The following is a 25,910-nucleotide window of genomic DNA, read 5'->3' as shown; positions in this document are numbered from 1 at the left end:
TACTATTTCGACTTAGAGGGTGGTTTTACCCATGCAAACTCTGCCATTCTTTCAACCATCATCTCACAAAAAAGAAGATCATCAGCTGTTGCAAGTAAAGTTCCAATGGAAGAACTTTTTAAATCACAGATAAAACTATTTTTAACTACATGAGAATCTATAAAACCAATGTTGTCTGGTTGTAATGATTTAAAGGCGTTTTCCGCTTCTTCTTTTTTGTGGTAGTTGAATTTTATTCTGGCTTTCACATCCATATTTACATCCCTAAAATAATCGTCTTTAATCAACTCTTTTTAATAAATTATCGAGTTCATTAGCTCTGAATTATGCATCTCCAAGTTCCATTTTGGTCCTGGAATGATCATGATATATTATACATTATCTACTTTCATTGAACGATTTAAAATATTTTCTGCAATTTCCTCTATTGATCTTAAAGCAGGAGATTCAGGATAATCAACAAGTGCTTTGCCCTCCATATCTGCCTTAACAACAGTATGATCTCGTGGAATGCTTCCGATCACTTCAAGATTCATTTCTTTAAGTTTTTCAACCACAAAATCTTCTTCATCAGGATTTGAGGCTTTGTTTATAACGCAGGCCATATTTTTGATACCTATGTCTCCCCCAAGCCTTTTTATCCGTTCTGCTGTTTCAAGAGACTTGAGTCCGGGTTCCACAACTATTATCATGATATCAACGGCTTCAGCTGTACGCCTGCCCAGGTGCTCCACACCTGCCTCCATATCCAGCACAACGATCTCATCCTTTTTGAGGATAAGATTGCGCATAATTGCCTTTAAAAGCACAGATGCAGGACATACACATCCTTCTCCTCCTTTATCAACGGTTCCCATCACCAGAAGCTTCAATCTGCCTTCAGGGTCGTAGTTTATTGAGAGTGATTCTGGAAGATCTGATATCTTTGGATTTATCTTAAAAACTTCTCCAAAGGATGATCCTGGTTCTGCTCCGGTTCTATCCTTTATAAGTTCTTTCATCTGGGATATTGGGGTTATTTTGCTGTGTATTCCAAGGCTGGATGCAAGGTTCATATCCGGGTCTGCATCGATAGCGAATACTTTATAAGTTCGTGACAATATACATGCCATAGTGCCCGAAAGGGTTGTTTTTCCAACCCCTCCTTTTCCAGTTACTGCAATTTTCATGAAGATCACCACCTAGTTCATGGGTTATTCGATGGTTTTTTATATTGTGTGATGGGAGTATATTTGAGGGTAATGTTTATTAAGTTATAGACTTAAATTTCTGACAAAGGAGGATTATTTAATGGTTAGAGCATATACTAGAAAAGATTATATAAGGAAAATTCCGGGTTCAAGGATAGTTCAGTACGATATGGGAAACCTCTCCGGCGAATTTCCTTTAAAAGTGACTCTTGAAGTCAAAGAGCCAGCACAATTATCTCACAATGCACTTGAAGCAGCAAGGATTGCTTCAAACAGATACATGCAGAGAAAATCAGGTAGGATGGGCTACCACCTTAAGATAAGAGTGTACCCACATCACATAGTAAGGGAAAACCCAATGGCAACAGGTGCAGGAGCAGACAGGGTTCAGGACGGCATGAGAAAAGCCTTTGGAAAAGCAGTCAGTTCCGTAGCAGTAGTGAAAGCTGACCAGAAGGTCCTAACAATACGTACGAACAAGAAAAACTTCAAAGATGCAAAAGAAGCACTGAAAAGAGCTGCCATGAAATTCCCAGTTACATGCAGAATCGTGGTTGATGAAGGCGCAGAATTGGTTAAATAAACAGTAAAAAGAGTGTTAGCATGAAGTATGTCGAATTTTTTGAAGAACTTAGAAAGGAAGATGTCGATGTTGCAGGTGGAAAGGGTGCAAACCTTGGGGAACTAACTCACGCAGGAATACCGGTACCTCCGGGCTTTGTTGTAACGTCCTACACCTACGATAAATTCATAAAAGAAACAGGGATCTTCGATGAAATAATGGACATTCTTGATGCTTTAGACGTCAACAACAACAAAGAACTTCAGGAATCTGCACGTGTTATTAAAAAAATAATAACAGACACTCCGATGCCAAATGAAATAAGGGCAATTATAGTGGAAGCATACAATGCATTGTGTACTCGAATCGGTAAAGAAGATGTATACGTTGCAGTAAGATCCTCTGCAACAGCTGAAGATTTACCTGAAGCATCATTTGCAGGACAGCAGGACACATACCTTAACATCAAAGGTGTGGAAGATGTTGTAAAATATGTTCAGAAATGTTGGGCATCTCTTTTTGAATCCAGAGCTATTTTTTACAGGGAAGAGAATGATTTCGACCACTCAAAAGTTTACATAGCTGTTGTTGTTCAGGAAATGGTTGACGCCGAAAAAGCAGGTGTGATGTTCACGGTCCATCCTTCAACAGGTGAGGAGAAAATTCTCATAGAAGGTGCATGGGGACTTGGTGAAGGTGTTGTTTCAGGAACTGTAACTCCAGACACCTGCTGGTACGACAAGAATACCGGGGAAATCCTTGATTACAGAGTCAGTGATAAAAAGACCATGTTCAAACGTGACCCTGAAAAGGGAAGAACTGTACAGGTTGAAGTACCTGAAAACCTCCGTGAAAAACGAGTTTTAAGCACCTATGAAATAGCTAAACTTGCAGAAATTGGTAAAAAAATTCAGGAACATTACCAGTTCCCACAGGACACTGAATGGGCAATAGAAGGAGGTAGGATCTTCATGCTACAATCAAGGCCAGTTACAACCCTTGGAAACAACAAAGAATCTGGTGAAGAATCATCTGATGAAGTTGAAAGAACAATAATAGTTAGGGGACTTGGGGCAAGCCCTGGAATGGCTTCTGGTGCTGTTAAAACTGTTCAAAACACTGATGAACTTGATAAAATTGAGGAAGGAGACATACTCGTTACACCTATGACCACACCAGATATGGTGCCTGCAATGAAACGTGCAGACGGAATAATAACAGACGAGGGTGGAGTAACCTGCCACGCAGCAATCGTTTCAAGGGAACTTGGAATACCATGTGTTGTTGGAACTGGAGATGCCACCAAGATCCTCAAGGAAAACTCAATCGTAACCCTTGACGGTAAGAAGGGCCTTGTATTTGAAGGAAAAATTAAGGATGAATCCTCTGAAACCAAAGAGACTGCAGCAACAACAACAGTTGTTCAACCTTCATTCTTAACGGTAACAGAAGTTAAAGTCAACGTCAGTATGCCTGAAGCTGCTAAAAAAGCTTCAGAAACAGGAGCTGATGGTGTTGGACTTCTGAGAACTGAACACATGATGCTCACAACTGGTGTTCACCCTAAAAAGTTCATAAGGGAAGGAAAAGAAGATGAACTAATAAAGGTACTTGTTGAGAACATTTTAAAGGTTGCAGATGCTTTTTACCCAAAAACAGTATGGTACAGAACACTCGATGCACCAACAGATGAATTCCAGTCACTTGAAGGTGGAGAAGATGAACCATACGAGCACAATCCAATGCTCGGTTGGAGAGGAATACGCAGAGAACTTGATGAACCAGAGATACTCAAAGCAGAATTCAGGGCAATCAAAAAACTCCACGAAGAGGGTTACACCAACATTGGAATCATGTTACCACTTGTACAGCACCCAGACGAACTGAAAGAGGCCAAGAAAATAGCAGAATCTGTTGGACTCAAACCACAAAAGAACATTGAATTCGGTATGATGGTTGAAACACCAGCAGCAGCACTAACAATCGAAGACTTCATAGCAGAAGGTATAGACTTCGTAAGCTTTGGAACCAACGACCTAACACAGTACACACTTGCAATTGACCGTAACAACGAAAATGTAGCTGGACTATACTCTGAAAGGCATCCTGCAGTTTTAAAACTCATATCTCATGTTATTAAGGAATGTAACAAGGCCGGAGTTAAAACCAGTATCTGTGGACAGGCAGGAAGCATGCCTGACATTGTTGAAAAACTCGTTGAACTCGGTATAACAAGTGTATCTGCAAACACAGACGCAGTACCAACTGTAAGAGAAGTAGTTGCTCGTGTTGAGAAAAAACTGCTCTTAAAAGCTGCAAGAAAACTTGTACAGGAATAAATAATTCTTGATATATAATAGGGGTTTAAATCCTCATTCATTTTATTTTTTTAAATTGGAATATTTATTTTAAAGATGGTAATTTAGACAGTTAATATAAAATCACTATGATCATTCATTTTTTCAGGGATTGAAATGGAAAACAAGGGAATATCACACGAAGAAGTGCTTCAATCACTCAAGAAGTTCAAAAAACTGGACATGACCCATAAATCAGGTAGAATACTGGGTTCAATGTGCACCTGCCCACATCCAGTTGGAGTTGAAGCCTACAAAATGTTTCTGGAGTCAAACCTTGGGGATCCTGGACTCTTCAAGGGAACCCAGATGATGGAAGATGAAGTAATAGCCATGTTGGGTGAACTCCTTGGGAAAAGGGATGTTTTAGGCCATATCATCACAGGCGGAACAGAGGCCAATATAATGGCAATGAGGGCTGCAAGAAATTTAGCTCAACAAAAAAAACACATAGAAAAGCCTGAAGTAATAGTTCCAACATCTGCACATTTTTCATTTAAGAAGGCGGCAGACATGCTGTGCCTGAAACTCCGTGAAGCAGAGCTGGATGGTAACTACCGCATGAAGATGGGTTCAGTTGAGGAACTCATAACAGAAAACACTGTTGCAGTTGTGGGGGTTGCAGGAACAACGGAACTGGGTAAAATCGATCCAATAGAAGAATTATCAGAGCTTTGCCTTGAAAAGGATATTTACTTGCATGTTGATGCTGCATTTGGAGGATTTTCAATACCTTTCCTTAAAGAAGCAGGTTATGATTTTCCTGAATTTGATTTTAGACTTGATGGGGTATCTTCGATAACCATAGATCCTCATAAAATGGGTCTTGCACCAATACCCACTGGTGGAATTCTTTTCAGGGAAAAGAAGTACCTTGAAGCCATGAGTGTTGAAACACCTTACCTGACAGAGGACAGGCAGTCCACAATAGTTGGTACAAGAACCGGTGCATCCACAGCAGCAACATGGGCCCTCATGAAGTACATGGGAAGAAAGGGTTACACTCACGTTGCAAGGCGTTGTATGGAAGTTACAGGCATTTTGGCACAGGGAATCAGAGAATCAGACTTCAAGCTGGTTACAGAACCTCAACTTAACGTGGTTGCCTTTAAATCAGATAAAATGTCTTCTGAAGATATTTCTGCAAAATTAAAGGATAAAGGATGGGCAGTTTCAATATCATCCCATCCAAGGGCTGTTAGAATCATAGTCATGCCTCATGTAAAGGAAGAACATGTTAAATCATTCCTTAAAGACCTTAAAGAACTAAAATAATGAATCTTACAGAAACTATGGTTAAAACTGGATTTGAGGTTTATCACCATGAATAAGGATAAATGGTTTATAAAGAAGATTCAAACCCCAATAATATCTGAAACAATTCAGAATCTTAAAATAGGGGATAAAATAGAGTTGTACGGTACAATTTTTACGGGGCGTGATGCTGCCCTTCCAAAACTTGTTGAATCCATAAAAAATGGTGAGAAACTCTTTGATACTGAGGGTGCAGTTGTTATGCACACTGCAATGAGTCCTGCAGGAATATCGCCCACAACAAGTAACAAAGAAGAAATAGAAGAAAGCTTACCCTTTTTATCCAGGATGGGTGTTAGAATGCACATTGGAAAGGGTGCGTTAAGTCCTGAAACTGTTGAATCTCTGGACAAATATGGATCCATCTTCGTTGTAACTCCACCTGCAGCAGCACTTTTAACAAGCAGATTGATCTCTTCAGAGGTTGTAGCATTTCCGGAAGAAGGTATGGAGGCTATTCACCGCCTGAATGTCTGTGGAATTCCAGGAATAGTTGCTTCAGCCCATGGTGAGTCAGTATATTAAATTATTTCTTAAGTTAATGGTGAATCAGTAATTTTGTTATTCAATGTTTCATTTTTTTAAGTTATTCATCCACAAGGCTTTCCAAATGCTTTATCCCCTGCATCACCAAGGCCTGGAATGATGTATCCGTCAGGATTAAGCTCTTTTTCAACGGCGCAGGTGTATATTTCAACTTCAGGGTGTTCTTCTGAAACCTTTTTCAGTCCTTCCTCTGCAGCTATGACACTGAAGACAACCATTCTTAATGGAATTTCAGTTTCTTCAATTTTTTTAAGGATTTTGGTCATGGTGTTTCCAGTTGCAAGCATTGGGTCTGCAACAACAACGATCTTACCCTTGATTTCAGGCAGCTTGATGTAGTTGACCTCCACAGGAAATGGTGGTTCATCCCTGCGCCAGGCACCAACCACCCCACATTTTGCCTCGGGGAAAACCCTGAGTACTCCATCAACAAGGGGAATTGCGGCTCTTAAAACATTCACAACTACAAAATTATTTTTATCTTTTATTCTAATTCCTTTAGAAATTCCTAATGGTGTTTCAACCTCGAATTCTTCTGTTGGGAGTGTTTCTGCAAATTCGTAACCTATCCATCTGCCTATTTTAATCATTCCCCTTCTGAAATCTGCACCATCAATACCTGAACTCCTTAACTTAGCGAGTTCTTCCTGCACCAGTGGATGTGAAACAACCTTTATCAAGCAACAAACCCCCTTCACAAACCTAATTCAAAAGTACTTCAAGCAAACCTGAGAATTTTTAACTACTATTAATTTAATTGTCCACTCCTTTATTTATTTGGATGGAAATTCACATGGTTCGGTTCGTTTAATTTGAAAGTTGAAGCTCTTAAATTAACATGAAGATCCAATCTTAACAGGATTTTAAGAATTTATGAAAAAGAAGGAGTAATCCAAGATTTAAAATCTCAAATAAACTAATTAACAAATACTAAACGAATAATTAAAGAAAAGAATTGAAATTAAGAAGTTTCCCATTAGGGAAACATCAATTGTTCACTCAGCATTCTTATCATGGGTCAGTACCTTTTTACCATGGGCTGTAGGCACTACTTCCAGTTTTCCACCTTCAAAGTCCTTATCATACTCTGCACCATCAAAAAGGGTGTGAAGGAATATTGCAAGGGCTGCAACCTCTGAGTGGGGTTGTGTTGTCACGGAAACGTTCCAATCTGCTTCATGGTAAACCTTGGTTGGAACTCTGGAACCACCAACAACAACAAGCTTGTCCTTTGGAGACTCCTTTATCTTCTTTGTTACTTCCTGAACAGGTTCTCCGTACATGGTGAGGTGAACTATTTCACCGCCTGAGTTTTTCCATTCATCAAGGAGGTTTTCCCAGTTCTTACGGTAATCCACCTCAAAATCTCCACCCCAACGTTTCACAACATCTCTTACGTTTTCAATGATCTTTTTATCATTATCTCCACTTAATATGACCTTATCTGCTCCAAAGGCTCGTGATGTAAGACATACATGTGTTGTTATCCTTGCATCCCTCACCCTTCTGTGATCAAGCCTTAAAACATTAACTTTACTGTTATCCATTTTTTTATCCAACCTTACAAAATTATTGACCTATCTAGGGTTATGGTCTGTTACAATCCTTTATTTAATTTATCAATAAAAATCCTAATTTATAGTTTAATTTAATTTATAGTAGTTTAAATCTGCTTTTTCAGAGTCAAAATTTTATTCTATGCACTTTATATTCAGTGTAATATCATTAAGATCAAATTCAATTGTTATCTAAACCAGTAAAATCCATGTGATGATTATCAGGGATAGCATTCTCCCAATTTCATTGGATGTTCCCAGAATATCTCCTGTTGCCCATTTGAAGTTTCTTCGAGCCACAAACGCAATCAATGTTCCACCCAACAGCCCTCCAATTATTCCAATTATTCCAGTAATGTTTAGGGCTAAAAATCCAATGGTTGAAGCTAAAACCAGTGAAAGCAGCAGGAATTTTTTGTTCATGGATTCAATGAAAAACCTTCCTGTGCCGTCTGGAAATGCTTCAGAAAAGGTTGCACATGTTACAATGCCCATTTTAGCCGCTACTTCTGATACAAGGATTACAGGAAATATCAAAGCTGCAGGGGCTGATCCTAGGCTTGAAAATGTGACCAGAGCCACCATTACGAAGTAAGCCATTCCACCGGTGCCTATTCTTGTGTCCCTCATTACTTCTATCTTCTTTTCAGGGGTTCCGTGGACCATCATCCCATCTCCAAAGTCCATGAGGCCGTCGAGGTGGTGGAATCCATTGAACCATATCATGAAACTGTAGATCAGTGCAGCTGCAATGATTTGGGGTATCTGTACCATATTCAGAAGGAAGAATCCAAAGGTTCCTGCAATTATTCCAATGAACCCTCCAATTACGGGCCAGAACCATGTGAACTTGGCCATTTCCTCAATGCTTGTGTGAATATTAAGGGGGAGTATGGTTGAGAAGGATACCAGACCTGCAATACCCCTCAAACTTCCAATTTTCTGAGGGTCTCTGACATTGTTGTTTCTGTTATCATCCTGCATTGTATTCCTCAAATTTATTTTTATCCATAATTTTCATCCATTCAATCCATTTAGTCTGACATACAATAAATCATCCAAAAAGCAACCAAGTATCTCCAGATATACTCTGAATGAACTGGATATTGAATTCTTCCATTGAAAATTTCTCATCAAGGTTTACTTAAAATCTTAATAATATCTCCAAAGTACTTTTAAATCCCTAAAGAACTATTCCTCAAATATCTTGGACATGCAGCCTGCAACGAGCCCTGCAAAAACATCATCCAAAACAGGGCCAAGATGACTTATTATTCCAGGTTTAGCTTCATCGTACCTTTTGAAGTTGAAAATGGCCTTGGTACCAGCTATCTGGTTTGCAACTGACATTCCAAAGACCTCATCAGAGTAAAGATAAGCTGGATCATCATCCACATCCACACCATGAACCCTGTGCTTCTCGTAGTCCTCTTCAAGCCGTATTCCTGCTATTATGAAGGATACAACGTTCAGGTCATGGAGTGATTTGATTATCTGCATTCGGAGTTTTTCCCTGATTTCATCTGTTTTTTCAACACCAACAACAAGTTCCATGCCCGCATCGGTGAGGTTGTCCACTGTGACTCCAACATCCTCCATGAAACCCAGAACATCCTTTGGAAAGCCACATATTTTGAGTAGTTCGGCCACGGCTTTTCTAACACATTCTGCAGTCTTTTCAATGGTTTCGATCACTTCCTCGTCAGAAGGATTTCCATTACCTTTGCATGCCAGTACTATTGAGTCACCACAGTTCATTGGATCAAATGAAAAATGATTTAAAAGACCCATATCCCATAAAGCTGCAAATTTAGCATCTGAAGTTGTTTTGAACAATTCTAAAAGAGTTTCTTCATCCATGAATTCATCCACGAATACCATGATGTTCATCCAGAGGTAGTCAGCATCGTTGGAGAAATATTTTATGTAATCTCCAGTCACAACTGCTGTAACATTGAAATTGTTAAGTGTTACTGAACCTCCAGTATCTGAGGGATTTAGAAGTATCATGGAGTCAGTGGGGACATCAAGATCATTTGAAGTTTGAGGAACTTCCCCTAAACTTCTGGTTTCTGAACCTTTAGAACCTGATCCTGGAAGGCTTTCACTGCAGTTGAATTGATTAACAATTCTTTTAACCTCCATGATCCCCCCACCAACTGCTGGAGTTCCAACTGCTAAAAATCCTTTTTCCCTCTGAATTATAAGCTTTTCCCGGTCTTCTAGGACCTGCGCATCCTTTATGCAGATTTTTTTCATTTCATCACCAACACATTATAATAATATGATGGATATAATGAATATATAGTAGGTGGTTTTATGAAGGTTCATCTTAGAGTCTTTGTTGAGATTGAAAACCTGGGAAAAGCTATGAACGCCCTTACAGATGCAGGGATAACTGGATTTTACATTTTAGAGTACAAGGGAATGTCTCCCCAGGATTGGAAGGGATTTTCAATAAAAGAGGATCCAAAATCAGCCATAGGTATGATAAGGGATTATGCAACAGATGCAGTTCTCATCTGCAGTGTTGTGGATGAAGAGAAGGTTGATGGAATCATAGAATCTGTTGAGGAAGCCCTTGATGGAGAGAAGTACACCATACTCGAGGTACCCATACGCAAAATAATAGTGAGCAACGGAAAACACGAAACCAAGGAAGATAGAACTGAAACATGGTTCCTTGAGAAGGAAGTGCCCTGCTTTTACTGCGGTGAAAATGCAGTCCAGAGAATACGTATAAATATGAACAAGGGCAAGATATGGTGCACCAACTGCGGTGCCGCAAGGTACTACACCCTGAAAACAGTTGAAGTACCAGGTAAATCTGAGGGTGGAAAATGACAGTTAAAGCTTGGAAACTTGAAAAATCTGCCAAGTGCTACAACTGCGGTGATGCAACCATCCACGACATAACAGTTGATGAGTACACAATGGAGATACGCTGCAGGGACTGTGGATTTGCCCGTTACTACACCTTCCACATGGTTAACCTCCCAGAGAAACAAAAAGAATAAGATTTGAAGCTATTGAAGTTTCAAAAAGGTTTCAGTGCAGCAGGAAGGATATTAAAAAGTAAAATATCACCGTAAATATTATAAAAACAGCCACAGATTTCCAGTCCATTACAAACCTCCCCTTAAATTTATTTTCAGATAATGATTTGATGGTTTATTTTTAGCTTTTTTCTATTTTCAGATTCTCTTAGAAATAACTTTTCTTTAAACTTTTCTTTAAAAGGATCTTTTTTAGGTAACCTGCCTTAAAATTTATCTAAACAAACTTATAAATAATCATAATATTATGCTGTAAGTTTTATGAAGACTCTAAAAACTTTTTTCAAATTTTAAAATTCTTCAGATGATTTATTGTTGGTTGTAATTTTTTAGGACAGTTCACTTAAGGCAGGATTAGCATAGCCTTAAAAAAAGTTTTACAGCCAACGATATCATTCAGGGCTTGGTGAGGCTTTCAAAAAAATTATCAGTTAACATTTTCAACAAGAACTAAGAAACATCAATAGCATAAATAGTAGCGTATAAAAATAGAGATCTGTCCTAAATTTATCATAGGATTCTTAAACCTAACGAAGTGATCGTGAAAAGATGGTAGTTATCATAGACCCTCAAAACTCAGGAATATCTGGAAACATGATGGTTGGAGCTTTAGCATCCCTTGGAGTGGATCATGAAGATATCATAAGCGTCATGGAACATTATGCATCACACTTTGGAGATGTAAAGGTGGAAATATCCCAAGTTAAAAAATCAGGGATATCTGCAACCTACGCGGATGTCAATTGCAGGGATAAGGAACCTGTAACCTACATGGAACTTCTCAATGGCTTTGACAGTATTAATCACCCTGATGTTGGTCCGGAAGTAACTGGGTTCGTTAAAAAAGTTTTTAAAACACTTGCAGAGGCAGAATCAAAGGTTCACGGCACAACTATGGAGAAAGTGCACTTCCATGAGGTTGGGGCTGCAGATGCAGTTGCAGATGTTGTGGGTGCAGCTTACTCATTTTTCAAACTTGGATTGAACAAACAGAAGGTTTACGGAATGCCAGTTGCCCTTGGAGGTGGTAGAATAAAAAGTATGCATGGTGTTTTAAGTGTTCCTGCACCTGCAACCCTTGAGATCCTGAGGAACGTTCCAACCTTCGGCGGACCTGTTGAACAGGAGCTTGCAACACCAACAGGTGCGGCCCTCCTTGTTAACATGGTTGATGAGTTCTGCAAATTTTATCCCATGGTAACAGACAAAACTGTGGTTTACGGTGCTGGAAAATATGAACTCTCCATCCCAAACGTTTTAAGGATTATCACAGGTGATTCACATGTTCCAATGGACAAGGTGTACATACTTGAAACCAACCTGGACAATGTTACAGGAGAGGTTCTGGGGCATACATTTGACAGGTTGATGGAGAAGGGAGCAAGGGACGTTACCATCATACCCACTCTGACCAAGAAAAACAGGCCCGGACATCTTCTCAGGGTAATAACAAAGCCTGAAGATTCTGATGCAATTGCAGAGGCAATCATAAGAGAGACAGGAACTCTGGGTGTTCGATTTTTACCCTACAGTCATCGTAGCACTGTTTCAAGGGAAATAGTACCTGTTGAAGTGGATGTAAATGGGATGAAAAAAAGTATAAGGATAAAAGTGGGGTTGATTGGAGAGGACATTGTAAGCAGCAAAACTGAATATGAGGATGCAAAAGAAGTTTCCATTGAAACTGGAATTCCAGTTAAAGATATTATGGCAATGGCTGAAGATGCATTCAAGAAATTTAAATCATGATCCAAGATTATTAATTCATTTAATTCAAAATTCCTTCACTGAAAACCAATTTTATAGTTACAGAATATAATAGACAAAATCAATAGATGATAGAATCAAATTATTAAAGTTCACAGGTGTACAAATGGTGTCAGAAAAGAAAAAGGCAATAGCAGTCCTCTCAGGAGGTCTGGATTCAACAGTTGCAACGTCCAGTTTTAGGGATGAATATGAAATTCACGCTTTAACCTTCAACTACGGTCAGAGAAGTGCTGAAAGGGAGATAAAGGCTGCAAGTTCCATATGTGAAAAATTGGATATGAAACACACGGTTTTGGAACTGCCATGGCTTGCAAACTTAGGTGGTTCAGCTCTGACATCAAGTGAGGAGATACCTGAACTCCATGAGCATGAACTGGATGATAAAGAAATCTGTAATGAAACAGCACGTAAGGTATGGGTTCCTGGACGTAACGTTGTTTTTACAGCCATTGCAACCTCATTTGCAGAGGCGGAGGGTGCTGAAATAATCATAGTTGGCTGGGACCTGGAGGAAGCTGTAACCTTCCCTGATAACTCCAAAGAATTTTTAGAAGCATTCAACAAGGTTTTGGATATTGGATCCTTTGATGATATAATGATTGAAGCACCGGTAATTGGTATGAATAAAAGGGAGATTGTAGAATTTGGTGACAGGATAGGGGCACCAATGTACATGAGTTATTCATGTTACAAAGATGAAAAAGAGCACTGTGGTGTTTGTGAATCCTGTATGAGACGTAAAAGGGCATTTAAAGAATCGGGAATTCCTGATAAAACTCTTTACATGGAATGAATTTATGGACTTTAATTTCCTTTTCTCGCCTTCAAATTTTTTTTTATATTCAAATAAAACTAGTCAAGATACAAAATTCCATTCTTTTCTTTTTTACTCTTTTTTTATATCTTCAAGTAACGAATTTTCAATCTTCGAAGCTAAAAAAAATTTAAAGAAGTCACTATTTCTAAAAAAATAAGATAATTTTAAAAGAAGTTTTAAAAACTATAAACAAAATTGATGAAGGTTAAAAAATAAGGAGATTAAGGTCATTTTATGACCATCAGGGCTTCTCCAGGGTTGACTGTATCTCCCTCATCCACGAAGACTTCCTCAACTGTTCCAGACTGAGGGGCATGAATATCGTTTTCCATTTTCATGGCTTCAAGAACTGCCACAACATCTCCCTCATTGACTTTGTCACCCTCTGTTACCTTGAGCTTCAGGATCATTCCCTGCATACTGCATGTGACTCCGCCTTCAACAGGTCCCGATGGCGCCTTGGTCCCCACGGATTCTATTTCCATGTAGCCCGTTGGAACAACCTTAACATCGAAAACCTCTCCGTCAACCTCAACATTGTACTCTGTTGGGAGTGCAGGAGCTTCAGATGGAGCAAGTTTTTCAGGGGATGGAATTTCCTCTTCCTCTGCTTCACCCCTCAGGAATTTAGGTGCAACTGCAGGGTAAAGTGCATAGGTTAAAACATCTTCTTCCTTCTTGATTATGCCCAGTTCTTCACCTTCCCTCCTGAATTTTTCAAGTTCAGGTTCCAGTAGGTCTGCAGGTCTGCAGTCAATTGGTTTTTCATCTCCAATGATCATTTCAGCAATTTTCTGATTGACCGGGGCTGGAGGTTTTCCATAGAATCCTTTGATGTAATCCTTAACTTCTTTTGAAACGTTTTTGTACCTTTCACCGCTTAGAACGTTCATAACTGCCTGTATTCCAACTATTTGGCTTGTTGGTGTTACAAGTGGGGGGTAGCCGAGTTCCTCACGCACGTGGGGCATCTCCTCAAGCACATCCTCGTACCTGTCAAGTGCATTCTGTTCTTTAAGCTGTGAAACCAGGTTTGAAAGCATTCCTCCAGGTATCTGGTATAACAAGACATCTGTATCAACCCTTTCAGTTATTGGGTCTATGAGGCCGCTGTACTTTTTACGTATCTCCTCGAAGTATTTCTTTATTTCACTTAAAAGCTTCAGATCAAGGCCTGTATCGCAAGGAGTACCTTTAAGCGCTGCAACTATACTCTCTGTAGGGGGCTGGGAAGTACCCCATGCCAGAGGCGATATTGCAGTGTCCAGGAGATCCACACCTGCTTGACATGCTGCATAGTAACTCATTGGAGTCATACCGCTTGTACAGTGGCAGTGGAGGTTAACCATGAGGTCTGTTTCCTCTTTAAGACTTTTAACAAGTTTATAAGTGTCATGTGGGGATATTAATCCTGCCATGTCTTTAATGGTTATTGAATCACATTCTAATGCTTCTAATTCCTTTGCAAATTCCACGTACTTGTCTATTGTGTGGAAAGGACTTACAGTGTAACTTATTGTTCCCTGAACATGGGCTCCCTGTTCTTTTGCAACTTTTATTGCAAGTTCCATGTTTCTTATATCGTTAAGGGCGTCGAATATCCTGAAAACATCCACACCGTTTTCATAGGATTTTTCAACGAATTTTCTGACTATATCATCGGGGTAGTGCCTGTAACCCAGGAGGTTCTGGCCTCGAAGCAGCATTTGTATCGGGGTCTTTTTCAGGACTTCTTTAAGTTCAACCAGGCGTTCCCATGGATCCTCGTTGAGGTACCTTATACAGCTGTCGAAGGTTGCACCTCCCCAAGCTTCCAGGGAGAAAAATCCAACTTCATCCATTTTCTCGGCAATTGGTAACATATCCCTGGTTCTCATCCTTGTTGCAAGGAGTGACTGATGCGCATCTCGGTACGCTGTTTCTATGATCTTTATCTTTTTCATTCTGACCCTCACAGTAAGTTTGGATTTCTTTTTTCATTCTTACTTACATTGTCTCTATATAGATAGTCCTAAGTTCCATATATATTTCCGTAATCATATTCCCATAAAGTCCTAAAATAGGTTGTGCTTTGAATAAATTAGAGTAAATTTTAAAGTTATATGCACTTATGAATCAGTTTGCATGATAAAATTTATTAAAATAACCTATTAAAAAAAAAATGAAGTAACTGTGTAGGAAGGGTTAAATTTTCCTGAAATTCAAACTTTGAAAACCAAAAAGTCCTGATTTTCATACACAAGCTCTGCAAAGCTTGGAACTATCTCACTCAAGTGCGAAGAAATGTTTACAGTGTAGTAGTAAAGTGGATAGAACTCAGAATTCTCCTTCTGCAGGTAGAATGTTCCATTCTCTGAGGGTATTGTAAGGCGCTTGTCCAGCACTATGTAACCTATACCTTCCTTTTGGAAAACTGACTTTGAAGTGGTGCTGTTGAAATTTTCGAAGTTGTAGTGCATTGGCATTTCAGCATAGCTTGACACGAGCATCCCGGAATACTGATTTGTTGTTAAAATTGATTCACTTCTGTTTCCATTTGCCTTGAACCAGCTGGCAAGTTCAACCTCTGATGCTGTTGGAGGTGCTATCTGGAAGTTTCCAGATGCAGGTTTAGCATAGAAAACCCCCATCTCAGAATTTGTAACGGTTAAAACTCCAAAGAACATTGACAAGCCAAGTAAAGCTATTAAAAATGCAGATCTGAACCTGGGTGAAGAAAATCGTTTATAATCTTTAAGATGGTAATAAGCATGGCTTAAACCAAATCCTCCCAGTATGGTCATGGGTATGAGGATGTAAACAAGGACCCTGTATGATATAACATTTATACCAAACCAGTAGGCTTTGCTCAACAAGAAGAGCACAAGTATCCATGTTAACATGAACAATCCTTTTTTAGACCTTAATTTCATGCTTGCAATGGCCCCTACCAGTGCAAACAAGGAAACGAAAGCTCCAAGATGGCTCAGGTATCCTATGTTACTGAAGGTTTTGTTGTAGTAGAGTTTCGTTCCAAAACCAATGGCTTCTATTCCCTTTTGCATAATAGTGTTTAAAAGTCCTGGTTTTAATATTAAAAGCATGATTAAACCCATAATTCCTAAAATAATTCCCACAGAGAGGAATGCACCAAAATTCTTTAAAACAGTGATCCTACGGCTTAATATTATTTCAAGTAGGGTGAATGATATTATAACCAGTAATAAACATAATATTGCTGCTTGATGGCTTAAACAGACTAGTATGAATAATATTCCAGATATAACTGCGTATTTTAATGTTCTTTTAGTTATGGAGATGTAATAAAAGTAAACTGAAAGGGGTAAGAATATCAGGGCTAAGTTTTCAGGTATTGGAAGTAGTAGACGGGTTAACATGTAACTTGAAATCAGGAGAAAACCTGTGGACATGCCCGCAATTTCTCCGTAGAGCTTTTTGGCAACGTAGCTTACAGAGAGCACTATGGACATTGCAATGAATGGCTGCATGAACCTGGCTATCTGGAAGTAGTCAACCTTAAGAACTGTTCCAAGGGCAGCAAGCAGCAGATGGAAAAGCGGAGGATACCCTATGACCTGACCTGTGGGTGCATTCAAGAGCGGATCTACCAGTGTAAATCCATACTGGGAGTATATTTTTGCGTACTGAACATGGTAAAATATGTCCCAGCTTAAGGGCCAGTTATGGGTTAGTGTTGGTATCAATGCCAATAAAAATGCTGCAACTGCAGGAATCAGTATTAATTTTCCCTTAAAATTTTTTCTCTCCAACTTCATGGTATCCCTTGATTATATTTTTATCCTAATCATTTTAGTAAACAATGAATTCATACTTGAACTGCATATTGACTTTGATGAAATGGACTTTCTATCAGTTAATAGATCGATGAATATTGATATAAAGATATTAGTAACCAGCAGTATCAAAGGCACTGCAAGATTTGATTCAAACACCTTTCACAAACACCTTTTAAAAAAGATAGATATAGTGGGGTTTGCATACGATAAAAACTTATCTAAAAAGCATCCATTCTCATGGAATTGAAACTCTCTTAATGATCACAGCCTTTTATTAATTTTCACTAATTTGTTTTATATTATATCTGAAATTACTGAACATTTTTCAAATACCTATCACAAACTTTATATACTTCTTCCGCACATGTATTGTTGTCGGAAGTAGGTTTCCTTATTCCGATAAACTTCGAGGTGAACCCTGAAGTGATTGAATTAAGGATTAAAAAAATCGGTTTAAAAGGATATTTATGAATAAATACTCTATTAAAATCGATTTTAACTAAAAAAATAATCAAGAGAGGTTTAAATGGTAAGAAAAATAGCAATTTATGGAAAAGGTGGAATAGGAAAGTCCACAACCACTCAGAATACAGCATCAGCAATGGCACACTTTCACAATCAGAGGGTTATGATACACGGCTGCGACCCAAAGGCAGACAGTACACGAATGATTCTTGGGGGAAAAATGCAGAGAACCATGATGGACACCCTCAGGGAAGATGGAGAAGAAGCCTGTATGGAACTGGACAATGTCATGTCAACAGGTTTTGAAGGAATAAAATGTGTTGAATCTGGAGGTCCTGAACCTGGTGTTGGATGTGCAGGTCGTGGTGTAATTACTGCAATCACCATCATGGAACAACAGAAGATCTACGAAGACAATGACTTTGTTTTCTTCGATGTACTTGGGGATGTTGTGTGCGGTGGATTTGCAATGCCTATCAGGGACGGCAAAGCTGAAGAGATCTACGTTGTGGCATCTGGAGAGATGATGGCACTCTACGCAGCAAACAACCTGTGTAAAGGTATGGTGAAATACGCTAATCAGAGTGGTGTGAGACTTGGAGGAATAATCTGTAACAGCAGAAACGTTGATGGAGAAAGGGAACTCCTTGAAGAATTCTGTAAAAAAATAGGAACCCAGATGATCCACTTCGTTCCAAGGGACAACATAGTCCAGAAAGCAGAGTTCAACAAAAAAACAGTGGTAGATTTTGAACCAGACTGTAACCAGGCCCATGAGTACGAAGCCCTTGCAGGTAAAATCATTAACAACGAAAAATTCGTCATCCCAAAACCAATGTCCATGGATGAGCTTGAAGAAATGGTTGTTCAGTACGGTTTAATGGATTAAAAACCCTTTAATTTTTTTAAATTAATTTGGATTAGGAGATTAAAAAAATGAAGATGGTACGCGCAATATTGAGGCCAGATAAAATAGAAGAAGTTGTAGAAACCCTTGCAGAGTCCGGATATGTTGCTCTCACCAAAATGGATGTAATTGGACGTGGAAAACAGAGGGGTATCCAGTTGGATAAGATCTACTACGATGAACTTCCCAAGGTGATGCTCATGCTGGTTGCAGAAGATGAGGGAATACCTGAAATAATAGAAAAAATCAACGAATCTGCATTTACAGGGAATTTTGGTGATGGAAAAATATTTGTAAGTGATGTTGAATCTGTCTACACAGTAAGAACAAGATCAGAAGGATTATAATCTATAAAATTAAGGGGGTGCATAAATGAAAGAGATAATTGCCATAATACGCCCTAAAAAAATGGCTCAGACCAAAAATGTTCTGGATACCCTAGGATTCCCTGCAATGACTGCTCGTAGGGTTATGGGTAGAGGAAAACAGAAGGCCATAATAGGGGAAGTTTCCTTTGATATTCAGGAGCCGCAACTTCTAGAGGAAAAAGGAACCATGAGTTACATACCCAAGAGAATGATATCACTGGTTGTTCCAGATGAGGATGCATCTCTCGTTGTTGAGGTCATAATGAGGGTTAACCACACAGGACAGATAGGTGATGGAAAAATTTTTGTCTGCCCAATAATGGATGCTGTGAGAGTTAGAACTGATGAAAGAGGAGAAAGAGCGATAGATTAAACCAAAATATTATAATTTGAAAATTGAAATGTTCAGAGAACTTCGAATATCCAATAAAACTTCTATAACCCCTCATTTGAAATGGGAGTTTAAACCTTCCAACTAGTTCACCCCATTCATCCACACCATCCAATTTCAAATACAATTCAACTCACAACTTAAACTTGAATTAATGAACTATATGGGGCCTTGAATAGGACCTTTAAAGAACTTTTAAGTTCTTTGAATGTTTTTAACTAAGATCAGATTAAAATAAGCCAATTGAAATAAATGAAGCATTTATTAAAGAAATTTAAAGAATAAAGGAGAATTATAATGCCTTACAAACTTTTTGATGTGGATAAGGATATTCCCGAAAGAAAAAAACACACTTATGTTAAGGATAAAGCAGATCCCACGGAAGATATTCCTGCCTGCAATACCAAGACAGTTCCAGGATGTATGACTGAGAGGGGTTGTGCATTTGCAGGTGTTAAAGGTGTTATAACTGGAGCCATAAAGGATGTTGCACATGTTGTCCACTCACCTGTGGGTTGCACAGCTTATGGATATGGAAGTAAGAGGTATCCAACCAGTCCGGACATGCCTGATGGAAGTAAATTTCCAATAGAAAATTTCAACCTCAAATACATCGTTGGAACTAACCTCAAGGAATCAGACGTGGTTTTTGGAGGGATGAAAAAACTACGACAAACCATCCTTGAAACTGCAAAGGAATTCCCAGAAGCCAATGCAATATACACATATTCAACATGTACTGTTGGTCTGATAGGTGACGACATGGATGCAGTGGCCAAAGAACTCTCTGAAGAACTGGGTAAAGATGTTGTAGCATTTAACGCCCCTGGTTTTTCAGGTCCAACACAGTCTAAAGGACACCACGTTGCAAACCATACCTTGTTTGACTGTCTTGTAGGTACCAAAGAACCATTGGAAACAACACCCTACGATGTCAACCTTATAGGGGAGTACAACATAGATGGGGATCTTTGGATCATTAAATCCTACTTCGATGAGATGGGAATAAGGATATTATCATCATTCTCAGGTGATTCAACCCATGATGAGATATGCTGGATGCACAGGGCCAAACTCAGCCTTGTCAGGTGTCAGCGTTCTGCAACCTACATAGCAGATCTCATAGAGGAAAAATATGGAGTGCCCTACATGAAAGTGGACTTCTTTGGGCCAAGGTACTGTGCAGAGAACTTAAGGGCGGTTGGAAAATATTTTGGATTGGAGGATAAAGCAGAAGAGGTTATAGAAAGCAGAATGAAAGAAATAAGACCTCAACTAGATTTCTACCGTGAAAAACTCAAGGGCAAAAAGGTCTGGGTTTTTTCAGGAGGTCCAAAAAACTGGCACTTCCCAAGGCCTCTTCAAGAGGAGCTTGGAATGGAGGTAATTGCAGTATCTACCATGTTTGAACACGAAGATGGATACGGAAAGATCAAAGAGCGTGTGGATGAAGGAACCATAATATTTGACGACCCAAACTCCCTGGAAATGGAAGAAATAATAGAAAAATGCAAGCCAGATCTCATGCTTTCCGGTGTAAAAGAAAAGTATTTAGCCCACAAAATGGGCGTACCATGTGTTCTCATCCATTCCTACGAAAATGGTCCTTATATAGGATTTGAAGGCTTTTTAAACCTTACAAAGGATATATATGCTGCCATATACAATCCAGTTTGGAATATGCTGGAATTTGAATACGAAACTGAAGGAAGTACCAATGAAGATATCAAAGAAGAGATTTCACATGGGGAAATGGCTGAAGGGGAGGTAGGAAAATGAGTGTTAAAGTAGAAGGTGCAAAATCTGAAAACATGACTGCATGCGGTATAAACATCGTTGAGAAGAATAGAAATGCTATCATAAACCCTCTTGTGACATGCCAACCTTTAGGAGCTATGTTTGCAGTTGCAGGGGTTCAAAGGGGACTTCCATTAGTTCATGGATCTCAGGGTTGTTCAACATTTGTGCGGTACGGATTTTCAAGACACTTCCGTGAACCGTCTGAAATAGCTGTCACATCCCTTCACGAGGATGCGGCTGTATTTGGAGGGCGTAAAAATCTTATATCGGGTATAGGAAATCTTGCATTAAGATTCAAACCAGATCTTATGGGTATCGTAACAACCTGTTCATGTGAAATTATTGGAGATGATGTTGAGGGGTTCATAAAAGTTGCCCGTGAAGAAATGATAGATAAGATGGGTAAAGAAAAGGCTGAAAAAATTAAATTAATTCACATAAGCACTCCAAGTTTCGTTGAAAACCACTTCAAAGGATATGACAATGCTGTTAAAGCAATGGTTTCAACCCTTGCAGAGGATCCTGGGGAATCCAATGGGAAAGTTAATATAATCCCGGGAATAGTCAACCCTGGTGACATACGTGAAATAAAACACATGATGTCTTTAATGGGTTCTGAGGGTATAATGCTCACAGACACATCAGACCCATTCGACTCACCATTAAGGCCTTCTGCAACTCAAATGAAGCCTTACTACCCGAAGGGGGGCACACCAGTTGAAGACATCTCTAAATCTTCAAACAGCCTGGGAACAATTGCCTTGTGTAACTATGCCGGTTCTGCAGCTCTGGATCTTGAGAAGAAGTACGATGTACCTGCAGTCATTGGACAGTTACCCATTGGACTCCAGAACACCGACGATTTTGTGAGGAACATGGTGAAACTAACCGATGTGGAAGTTACAGATGAACTTCTGGATGAAAGGGGTTTGCTTGTAGATTCAATGGCAGATCTAGCATCCAGATACCTCTTCGGTCGCAGTGTTGCGATTTATGGAGATCCTGCAATGGTAAGCAGTATAGCAAGATTTGTATGTGAACTGGGAATGATACCTGCAGTTGCATGTACAGGAACAGAGAATCCTGAGTTTGTTGAGGATATGAAAAAGGTATCCAAGGAATCTGATGGTCCTATTGATGTTCTCCCAGGACAGGATTTAAGGGCATTGGAAGTACGTCTCAAGGAAGAACCTGTTGATCTGGTGATAGGACATTCCGATGGAAGAGTGATAGCAAAAGATCTTGGAATTCCACTTGTTAGGGTTGGATTCCCAGTTTACGACCGTGCAGGATATCACAGAGTACCAATTGTGGGATACAACGGGGGTATAAATCTCCTTGACAGGATAACCAACACAGTCATGGAAAAATATTACGATGAAACCCACTGGAAGCTCCAGCAGTAAAAAACAGGATTAAAAAAAATCATTTATTAAAATAATGGATTTAATTTGGATATTTGGGGTACTGTAACCAATATTTCAGATGTTTTGGAGCAAATCCCGAACAATATCCAAATCTTTTTTAGAATAACAGTTAAAATGGTTTAAATATTAAAATAATATTTAAAAACTGGGTATTTCATTAATAAATAGTTTTTAAATGATTTTATAATGGTTGTGGATTACATTTAAATTTTATTGGTTAAAGGAGGCTAAAATTGGTATTAAATATGGACAGCAATGCAGATGTGGAAGTAGAAGATAGAAAATCAGGGAGTAACTCAGCAGATAGTGAGATAATAATGCCAGAAATTCCTGAATCTATTCTGAAAACGTTGAAGTCTCGTAAACGTCACATGTGCATAAAAAGTCAGGATTCAATCCCTTCCTGTAATGAATCATCAATACCCGGTGCTGTCACCCAGCGTTCCTGTGTTTATGGGGGGGCCAGAGTAGTTTTAATGCCAATAACCGATGCAATACATTTGGTACACGGTCCTGTGGGTTGTGCTTCATGTACATGGGATATACGGGGCAGCAGGACCTCGGGGGATGATCTTTACAAAACAGGTTTTTCAACGGATTTAAAAGAGAAAGACATAGTATTTGGGGGAGAAAATAAATTATTCGAAACTATAATTGAATTAAACAAACTTTACAATCCTGCAGCAATATTCGTATATTCTACATGTGTTGTTGGACTGATAGGGGATGATCTGAAAAGTGTGTGCAAAAAGGCCCAGGAAATAACGAAATGTAGGGTTGTACCAGTTCAATCTGAAGGTTTTAGAAGTTTCAATAAATCATTGGGCCACAGAATCGCATGTGATGCCCTTCTAGATTATGTGATAGGGACAGACTCAGAAAATGATCAGAATCAAATTAAGAATGAAAATTCCCGATACAAAATAAATATAATCGGTGAATTCAACGTTGCAGGGGATTTATGGGCTATAAAATCACTCTTTGAAAGGATTGGGGTGGAAATCAACTGTTCAGTAACTGGTGATTCAAGGGTTGCTCAAATAGTCAAAGCTTACAACGCGGATCTGAACGTTGTTCAATGCCAAAAATCCTCGAACTACCTTGCACATGAGATGGAAAAGAGTTATGGCATACCCTCAATAAAGGTCAACTTCTTTGGAATTGAAGAAACATCAGAATCATTAAGGGCAGTTGCAGAGTTCTTTGCTGATGAAAAGATGATGAAGAAGACTGAAGAACTCATAGGGGGTGATGTGAAAGTTTTACGCTCTAAAATTATGGGTTACAGGAAAAGATTGGAAGGTAAACGTGTAGCAGTTTACGTTGGGGGAAACAAGGCTTGGTCCCTTATAAGGTCATTTGAAGAACTTGGAATGAATGTTATAATGACTGGAACACAAAATGGTCTTCCTGAGGACTACCAGAGAATACAGGATGCTGTTAAGGATGGAACCCTTGTTGTGGATGATGCAGGTTCAATGGAACTAGCAAGGCTTCTGAAAAAATATAAACCTGATTTAGTTGTTTCAGGTGCAAAAGAGAAATACATGGCCTTAAAGATTGGAATACCCTTCTGTGACTTTAATCATGATAGGATAACATCCTTTGCAGGTTTTCAAGGTTTCATAAACTTTGCCAGGGAAGTTGATAGGTCGGTATCCAGCCCAGTTTGGAATTTGGTTCCAAAGGCCTTTGAGGAATAATAAATTGAATAATAACTTGAAAATATGAAATTCAGTTAGAATCACCAATTTAGGTATAAAACAAGGATTAAAGGAGAATTGAAGGTGATTAAAGAAAATCAAGAAGCACACGTTGGTCATAAAAATTTTGCAGTTATAAACCCCTGCAGGTTCTGTCAGCCAATGGGTGCTGTACAGGCACTTCTAGGAGTTAAGGGTGCAATGCCCTTAATTCATGGTTCTCAGGGGTGCAGTACGTATATGAGGTTTCAGCTGTGCCGTCACTACCGTGAACCCATAAATGTGGCTTCAACATCAATGAGTGAAGGAACAGTTGTCTACGGAGGAGAAGCAAACCTTTTAAAAGCTCTTAAAACGATATATCAAGAATATGAACCGAGTTTGATAGGTGTGACTTCAAGTTGTCTTACAGAAACAATTGGAGATGATATGCCCAGTATAATAAAGAAGTTCACAGAATCCTATCTTGAAGCTGAAGATATCATTCCCATAATTCCAGTTTCAACTCCAAGCTATGCAGGAAGTCATGTTGAAGGCTACGACAGAACAATAAAAGCACTGCTTGAAAATTTAACCCAAAAATCCAATGAAAATGGGGATAATGGTAAAATAAATATTGTAACCGGCACGATATCTCCTGCAGATGTAGAAGAAGTTAAAGTTATACTTGAAACCATTAAATGTGGAAGTATAATCCTCACTGATACTTCAGAATCACTTAATGCACCAATTACTGGGGATGTATCATTTTTACCATGTGCTGGAACAATTTTGGATGATATTAAAGATTCTGCAAATTCTAAGGGCACAATATCCCTTTGCAAACATGCAGATTCTGGGGCCAGTTTTCTGGATAAAAAATATGGGGTTCCCTCATTTTCAGGACCAATGCCAGTAGGCCTTAAAAATACAGATGAATTTATCGAATCCTTAACAAACATTCTGGGACTAAAAACTTCAAAAAAGCTTGAAAGAGATCGTGGAAGACTTATAGATGCTATTGTGGATGCACATTCCTACAACTATGACAGAAAGGTTGCGATTTATGGTGATCCAGACTTCGTTGCTGGAATGACTCAATTCGTGTCGGAACTTGGAATGGTTCCATCTGTAATATGTACCGGAGTTTCAAGCCAAAGGTTCATTGATGATGTTAGAAGGATATCCGATGAAAATGGTAATGATCCAATCGTGCTTTCAGGTGGAGACTTGTACGACCTTCATGAGCATATCAAAGGTGTAGATACTGACCTGCTCATTGGAAATTCTTACGGTGCAAGAATAGCTAAAGAAGAAAATATTCCACTTGTAAGATTGGGGTTCCCTATCTACGATCGTTTAGGTGCTCAAAGAATGCCAATTTTAGGATACAGGGCAGGTACACATCTTGTGGATCTATTTACCAACACTATCATAGAGAAATACTACGATGATTCTGCAGGGAAGTGTGATGTCCCATTAAGGGAGGAAGGATCAGAATGAAGATTGCAGTGGCTTCAAGTGATGGTAAAAATGTGGATCTGCACTTTTCAGCCTGTGATCATTTCCTGATTTTTGAAATTCAAAGCGATAAAGTAAAATTTCTTGAACTCCGGGAAAAACCAAACATCACCATTAAAGAACATTCAGATCGCTGGAAATCTGTCTGTGATCTGTTGGGGGATTGTGACATGATTTTGTGTGCTAAAATTGGTCCAGACCCCAGATCAAACATTGAAGATAGAGGTGTCACAGTATTAGAATCCTCTGGCTTGATTGAAGGTGCCTTAAAAAACTTTCTTTAATTTATTTTTAACCTTTTATTTTTTCTTAATTGTTATCTCGATGAAAATCATGTACAATTTATAAAACTTAAAAATCACAATGAAGTAGAATGTTTCAATT

General features: G+C 39.0%; 24 protein-coding genes. 16 read left to right on the top strand and 8 right to left on the bottom strand.

Annotated elements, in window-relative coordinates:
* Positions 1–2 precede the first annotated feature (2 nt).
* Entirely contained in the window at positions 3–254 is a 252-nt protein-coding gene (locus J2756_RS07320) for a KEOPS complex subunit Pcc1 (protein WP_209584180.1), read from the bottom strand.
* A gap of 117 nt (positions 255–371) precedes the next feature.
* Positions 372–1,169 carry an ATP-binding protein gene (locus J2756_RS07315; RefSeq protein ID WP_209584178.1) on the bottom strand — a complete coding sequence of 266 codons (798 nt, stop codon included), beginning with the start codon at positions 1,167–1,169 and terminating at the stop codon, positions 372–374.
* Positions 1,170–1,290: 121 nt separating this feature from the next.
* On the opposite strand from J2756_RS07315, the gene rplJ reads away from it, so the two are divergent.
* The 4 genes from rplJ (at position 1,291) to J2756_RS07295 (ending at position 5,948) form a co-directional block, all read left to right on the top strand.
* Positions 1,291–1,773 carry a 50S ribosomal protein L16 gene (gene rplJ / locus J2756_RS07310; RefSeq protein WP_209584176.1) on the top strand — a complete coding sequence of 161 codons (483 nt, stop codon included), beginning with the start codon at positions 1,291–1,293 and terminating at the stop codon, positions 1,771–1,773.
* A 20-nt stretch (positions 1,774–1,793) separates the two neighbouring features.
* A complete protein-coding gene (gene ppsA, locus J2756_RS07305) occupies positions 1,794–4,091 on the top strand; it encodes a phosphoenolpyruvate synthase (protein ID WP_209584174.1) in 2,298 nt (765 codons plus the stop codon).
* Between the two features lie 135 nt (positions 4,092–4,226).
* Positions 4,227–5,384 (top strand): tyrosine decarboxylase MfnA, encoded by a 1,158-nt coding sequence (gene mfnA, locus J2756_RS07300; protein WP_209584172.1) that lies wholly within the window; start codon positions 4,227–4,229, stop codon positions 5,382–5,384.
* A gap of 69 nt (positions 5,385–5,453) precedes the next feature.
* A complete protein-coding gene (locus J2756_RS07295; protein WP_209584542.1) occupies positions 5,454–5,948 on the top strand; it encodes a fumarate hydratase C-terminal domain-containing protein in 495 nt (164 codons plus the stop codon).
* Between the two features lie 65 nt (positions 5,949–6,013).
* Here the strand turns inward: J2756_RS07295 and upp are convergent, their stop codons facing one another.
* The 4 genes from upp to J2756_RS11500 form a co-directional block, all read right to left on the bottom strand.
* Entirely contained in the window at positions 6,014–6,649 is a 636-nt protein-coding gene (upp, locus tag J2756_RS07290; RefSeq protein ID WP_209584170.1) for a uracil phosphoribosyltransferase, read from the bottom strand.
* A 315-nt stretch (positions 6,650–6,964) separates the two neighbouring features.
* Positions 6,965–7,516, bottom strand: coding sequence for a tRNA (cytidine(56)-2'-O)-methyltransferase (locus tag J2756_RS07285; RefSeq protein WP_209584168.1), 552 nt, complete (start codon positions 7,514–7,516; stop codon positions 6,965–6,967).
* Between the two features lie 201 nt (positions 7,517–7,717).
* Positions 7,718–8,509, bottom strand: a complete 792-nt coding sequence (gene cobS / locus J2756_RS07280) for an adenosylcobinamide-GDP ribazoletransferase (protein ID WP_209584167.1) — start codon at positions 8,507–8,509, stop codon at positions 7,718–7,720.
* Between the two features lie 207 nt (positions 8,510–8,716).
* Complete coding sequence (locus tag J2756_RS11500; protein WP_245315980.1) at positions 8,717–9,784, bottom strand: phosphatidylglycerophosphatase A; 1,068 nt, start codon at positions 9,782–9,784, stop codon at positions 8,717–8,719.
* Positions 9,785–9,844: 60 nt separating this feature from the next.
* Between J2756_RS11500 and J2756_RS07270 the strand changes: the two genes are divergently transcribed.
* The 4 genes from J2756_RS07270 to queC all read left to right on the top strand — a co-directional run bounded on the left by J2756_RS07270 (position 9,845) and on the right by queC (position 13,144).
* A complete protein-coding gene (locus tag J2756_RS07270) occupies positions 9,845–10,369 on the top strand; it encodes an MJ1244 family protein (protein ID WP_209584165.1) in 525 nt (174 codons plus the stop codon).
* Complete coding sequence (locus J2756_RS07265; protein ID WP_209584163.1) at positions 10,366–10,542, top strand: hypothetical protein; 177 nt, start codon at positions 10,366–10,368, stop codon at positions 10,540–10,542. Before J2756_RS07270 ends, J2756_RS07265 begins: the two co-directional genes overlap by 4 nt.
* 588 nt (positions 10,543–11,130) lie before the next feature.
* Complete coding sequence (larC, locus tag J2756_RS07260) at positions 11,131–12,330, top strand: nickel pincer cofactor biosynthesis protein LarC (RefSeq protein ID WP_209584161.1); 1,200 nt, start codon at positions 11,131–11,133, stop codon at positions 12,328–12,330.
* A 124-nt stretch (positions 12,331–12,454) separates the two neighbouring features.
* The gene (gene queC / locus J2756_RS07255; protein ID WP_209584158.1) at positions 12,455–13,144 is read left to right on the top strand and encodes a 7-cyano-7-deazaguanine synthase QueC; all 690 of its coding nucleotides are present in this window, start codon (positions 12,455–12,457) and stop codon (positions 13,142–13,144) included.
* 251 nt (positions 13,145–13,395) lie between these two features.
* On the opposite strand, the gene oadA is transcribed toward queC, so the two are convergent.
* The gene (gene oadA / locus J2756_RS07250) at positions 13,396–15,111 is read right to left on the bottom strand and encodes a sodium-extruding oxaloacetate decarboxylase subunit alpha (protein ID WP_209584157.1); all 1,716 of its coding nucleotides are present in this window, start codon (positions 15,109–15,111) and stop codon (positions 13,396–13,398) included.
* A gap of 258 nt (positions 15,112–15,369) precedes the next feature.
* The gene (locus tag J2756_RS07245; RefSeq protein WP_209584155.1) at positions 15,370–16,944 is read right to left on the bottom strand and encodes a glycosyltransferase family 39 protein; all 1,575 of its coding nucleotides are present in this window, start codon (positions 16,942–16,944) and stop codon (positions 15,370–15,372) included.
* A 547-nt stretch (positions 16,945–17,491) separates the two neighbouring features.
* On the opposite strand from J2756_RS07245, the gene nifH reads away from it, so the two are divergent.
* From nifH to J2756_RS07205, 8 genes are all read left to right on the top strand, one after another.
* The gene (gene nifH / locus J2756_RS07240) at positions 17,492–18,319 is read left to right on the top strand and encodes a nitrogenase iron protein (protein ID WP_209584153.1); all 828 of its coding nucleotides are present in this window, start codon (positions 17,492–17,494) and stop codon (positions 18,317–18,319) included.
* A gap of 47 nt (positions 18,320–18,366) precedes the next feature.
* Positions 18,367–18,684, top strand: coding sequence for a P-II family nitrogen regulator (locus J2756_RS07235; RefSeq protein ID WP_209584151.1), 318 nt, complete (start codon positions 18,367–18,369; stop codon positions 18,682–18,684).
* Between the two features lie 25 nt (positions 18,685–18,709).
* Entirely contained in the window at positions 18,710–19,078 is a 369-nt protein-coding gene (locus J2756_RS07230; RefSeq protein ID WP_209584149.1) for a P-II family nitrogen regulator, read from the top strand.
* Between the two features lie 315 nt (positions 19,079–19,393).
* A complete protein-coding gene (locus J2756_RS07225; protein WP_209584147.1) occupies positions 19,394–20,875 on the top strand; it encodes a nitrogenase subunit alpha in 1,482 nt (493 codons plus the stop codon).
* The gene (locus J2756_RS07220; RefSeq protein WP_245315979.1) at positions 20,872–22,302 is read left to right on the top strand and encodes a nitrogenase component 1; all 1,431 of its coding nucleotides are present in this window, start codon (positions 20,872–20,874) and stop codon (positions 22,300–22,302) included. The genes J2756_RS07225 and J2756_RS07220 overlap by 4 nt, the downstream gene beginning before the upstream one ends.
* A gap of 338 nt (positions 22,303–22,640) precedes the next feature.
* Complete coding sequence (nifE, locus tag J2756_RS07215; RefSeq protein ID WP_245315993.1) at positions 22,641–24,026, top strand: nitrogenase iron-molybdenum cofactor biosynthesis protein NifE; 1,386 nt, start codon at positions 22,641–22,643, stop codon at positions 24,024–24,026.
* Between the two features lie 84 nt (positions 24,027–24,110).
* Positions 24,111–25,508, top strand: coding sequence for a nitrogenase component 1 (locus tag J2756_RS07210; RefSeq protein WP_342593118.1), 1,398 nt, complete (start codon positions 24,111–24,113; stop codon positions 25,506–25,508).
* Positions 25,505–25,810 carry a NifB/NifX family molybdenum-iron cluster-binding protein gene (locus tag J2756_RS07205; protein WP_209584144.1) on the top strand — a complete coding sequence of 102 codons (306 nt, stop codon included), beginning with the start codon at positions 25,505–25,507 and terminating at the stop codon, positions 25,808–25,810. The genes J2756_RS07210 and J2756_RS07205 overlap by 4 nt, the downstream gene beginning before the upstream one ends.
* Positions 25,811–25,910 lie beyond the last annotated feature (100 nt).

The sequence above is a fragment of the Methanobacterium aggregans genome (genome assembly GCF_017874455.1).
GTDB classification, from domain to species: Archaea; Methanobacteriota; Methanobacteria; order Methanobacteriales; family Methanobacteriaceae; genus Methanobacterium_C; species Methanobacterium_C aggregans.
The sequence above is the reverse complement of the archived record's forward strand: the minus strand, read 5'-3'. Positions and strand labels throughout refer to the sequence as shown.

Bases quoted from the DNA above. Each gene is read 5' to 3' on its own strand.
- J2756_RS11500 (WP_245315980.1), bottom strand. From the start codon at position 9,784: ATGAAAAAAATCTGCATAAAGGATGCGCAGGTCCTAGAAGACCGGGAA.
- J2756_RS07220 (WP_245315979.1), top strand. From the start codon at position 20,872: ATGAGTGTTAAAGTAGAAGGTGCAAAATCTGAAAACATGACTGCATGC.
- J2756_RS07315 (WP_209584178.1), bottom strand. From the start codon at position 1,169: ATGAAAATTGCAGTAACTGGAAAAGGAGGGGTTGGAAAAACAACCCTT.
- J2756_RS07285 (WP_209584168.1), bottom strand. From the start codon at position 7,516: ATGGATAACAGTAAAGTTAATGTTTTAAGGCTTGATCACAGAAGGGTG.
- J2756_RS07235 (WP_209584151.1), top strand. From the start codon at position 18,367: ATGAAGATGGTACGCGCAATATTGAGGCCAGATAAAATAGAAGAAGTT.
- J2756_RS07230 (WP_209584149.1), top strand. From the start codon at position 18,710: ATGAAAGAGATAATTGCCATAATACGCCCTAAAAAAATGGCTCAGACC.
- J2756_RS07265 (WP_209584163.1), top strand. From the start codon at position 10,366: ATGACAGTTAAAGCTTGGAAACTTGAAAAATCTGCCAAGTGCTACAAC.
- J2756_RS07205 (WP_209584144.1), top strand. From the start codon at position 25,505: ATGAAGATTGCAGTGGCTTCAAGTGATGGTAAAAATGTGGATCTGCAC.
- J2756_RS07225 (WP_209584147.1), top strand. From the start codon at position 19,394: ATGCCTTACAAACTTTTTGATGTGGATAAGGATATTCCCGAAAGAAAA.
- ppsA (WP_209584174.1), top strand. From the start codon at position 1,794: ATGAAGTATGTCGAATTTTTTGAAGAACTTAGAAAGGAAGATGTCGAT.
- oadA (WP_209584157.1), bottom strand. From the start codon at position 15,111: ATGAAAAAGATAAAGATCATAGAAACAGCGTACCGAGATGCGCATCAG.
- rplJ (WP_209584176.1), top strand. From the start codon at position 1,291: ATGGTTAGAGCATATACTAGAAAAGATTATATAAGGAAAATTCCGGGT.
- cobS (WP_209584167.1), bottom strand. From the start codon at position 8,509: ATGCAGGATGATAACAGAAACAACAATGTCAGAGACCCTCAGAAAATT.
- nifE (WP_245315993.1), top strand. From the start codon at position 22,641: ATGCCAGAAATTCCTGAATCTATTCTGAAAACGTTGAAGTCTCGTAAA.
- J2756_RS07320 (WP_209584180.1), bottom strand. From the start codon at position 254: ATGGATGTGAAAGCCAGAATAAAATTCAACTACCACAAAAAAGAAGAA.
- nifH (WP_209584153.1), top strand. From the start codon at position 17,492: ATGGTAAGAAAAATAGCAATTTATGGAAAAGGTGGAATAGGAAAGTCC.
- mfnA (WP_209584172.1), top strand. From the start codon at position 4,227: ATGGAAAACAAGGGAATATCACACGAAGAAGTGCTTCAATCACTCAAG.
- J2756_RS07245 (WP_209584155.1), bottom strand. From the start codon at position 16,944: ATGAAGTTGGAGAGAAAAAATTTTAAGGGAAAATTAATACTGATTCCT.
- larC (WP_209584161.1), top strand. From the start codon at position 11,131: ATGGTAGTTATCATAGACCCTCAAAACTCAGGAATATCTGGAAACATG.
- queC (WP_209584158.1), top strand. From the start codon at position 12,455: ATGGTGTCAGAAAAGAAAAAGGCAATAGCAGTCCTCTCAGGAGGTCTG.
- J2756_RS07270 (WP_209584165.1), top strand. From the start codon at position 9,845: ATGAAGGTTCATCTTAGAGTCTTTGTTGAGATTGAAAACCTGGGAAAA.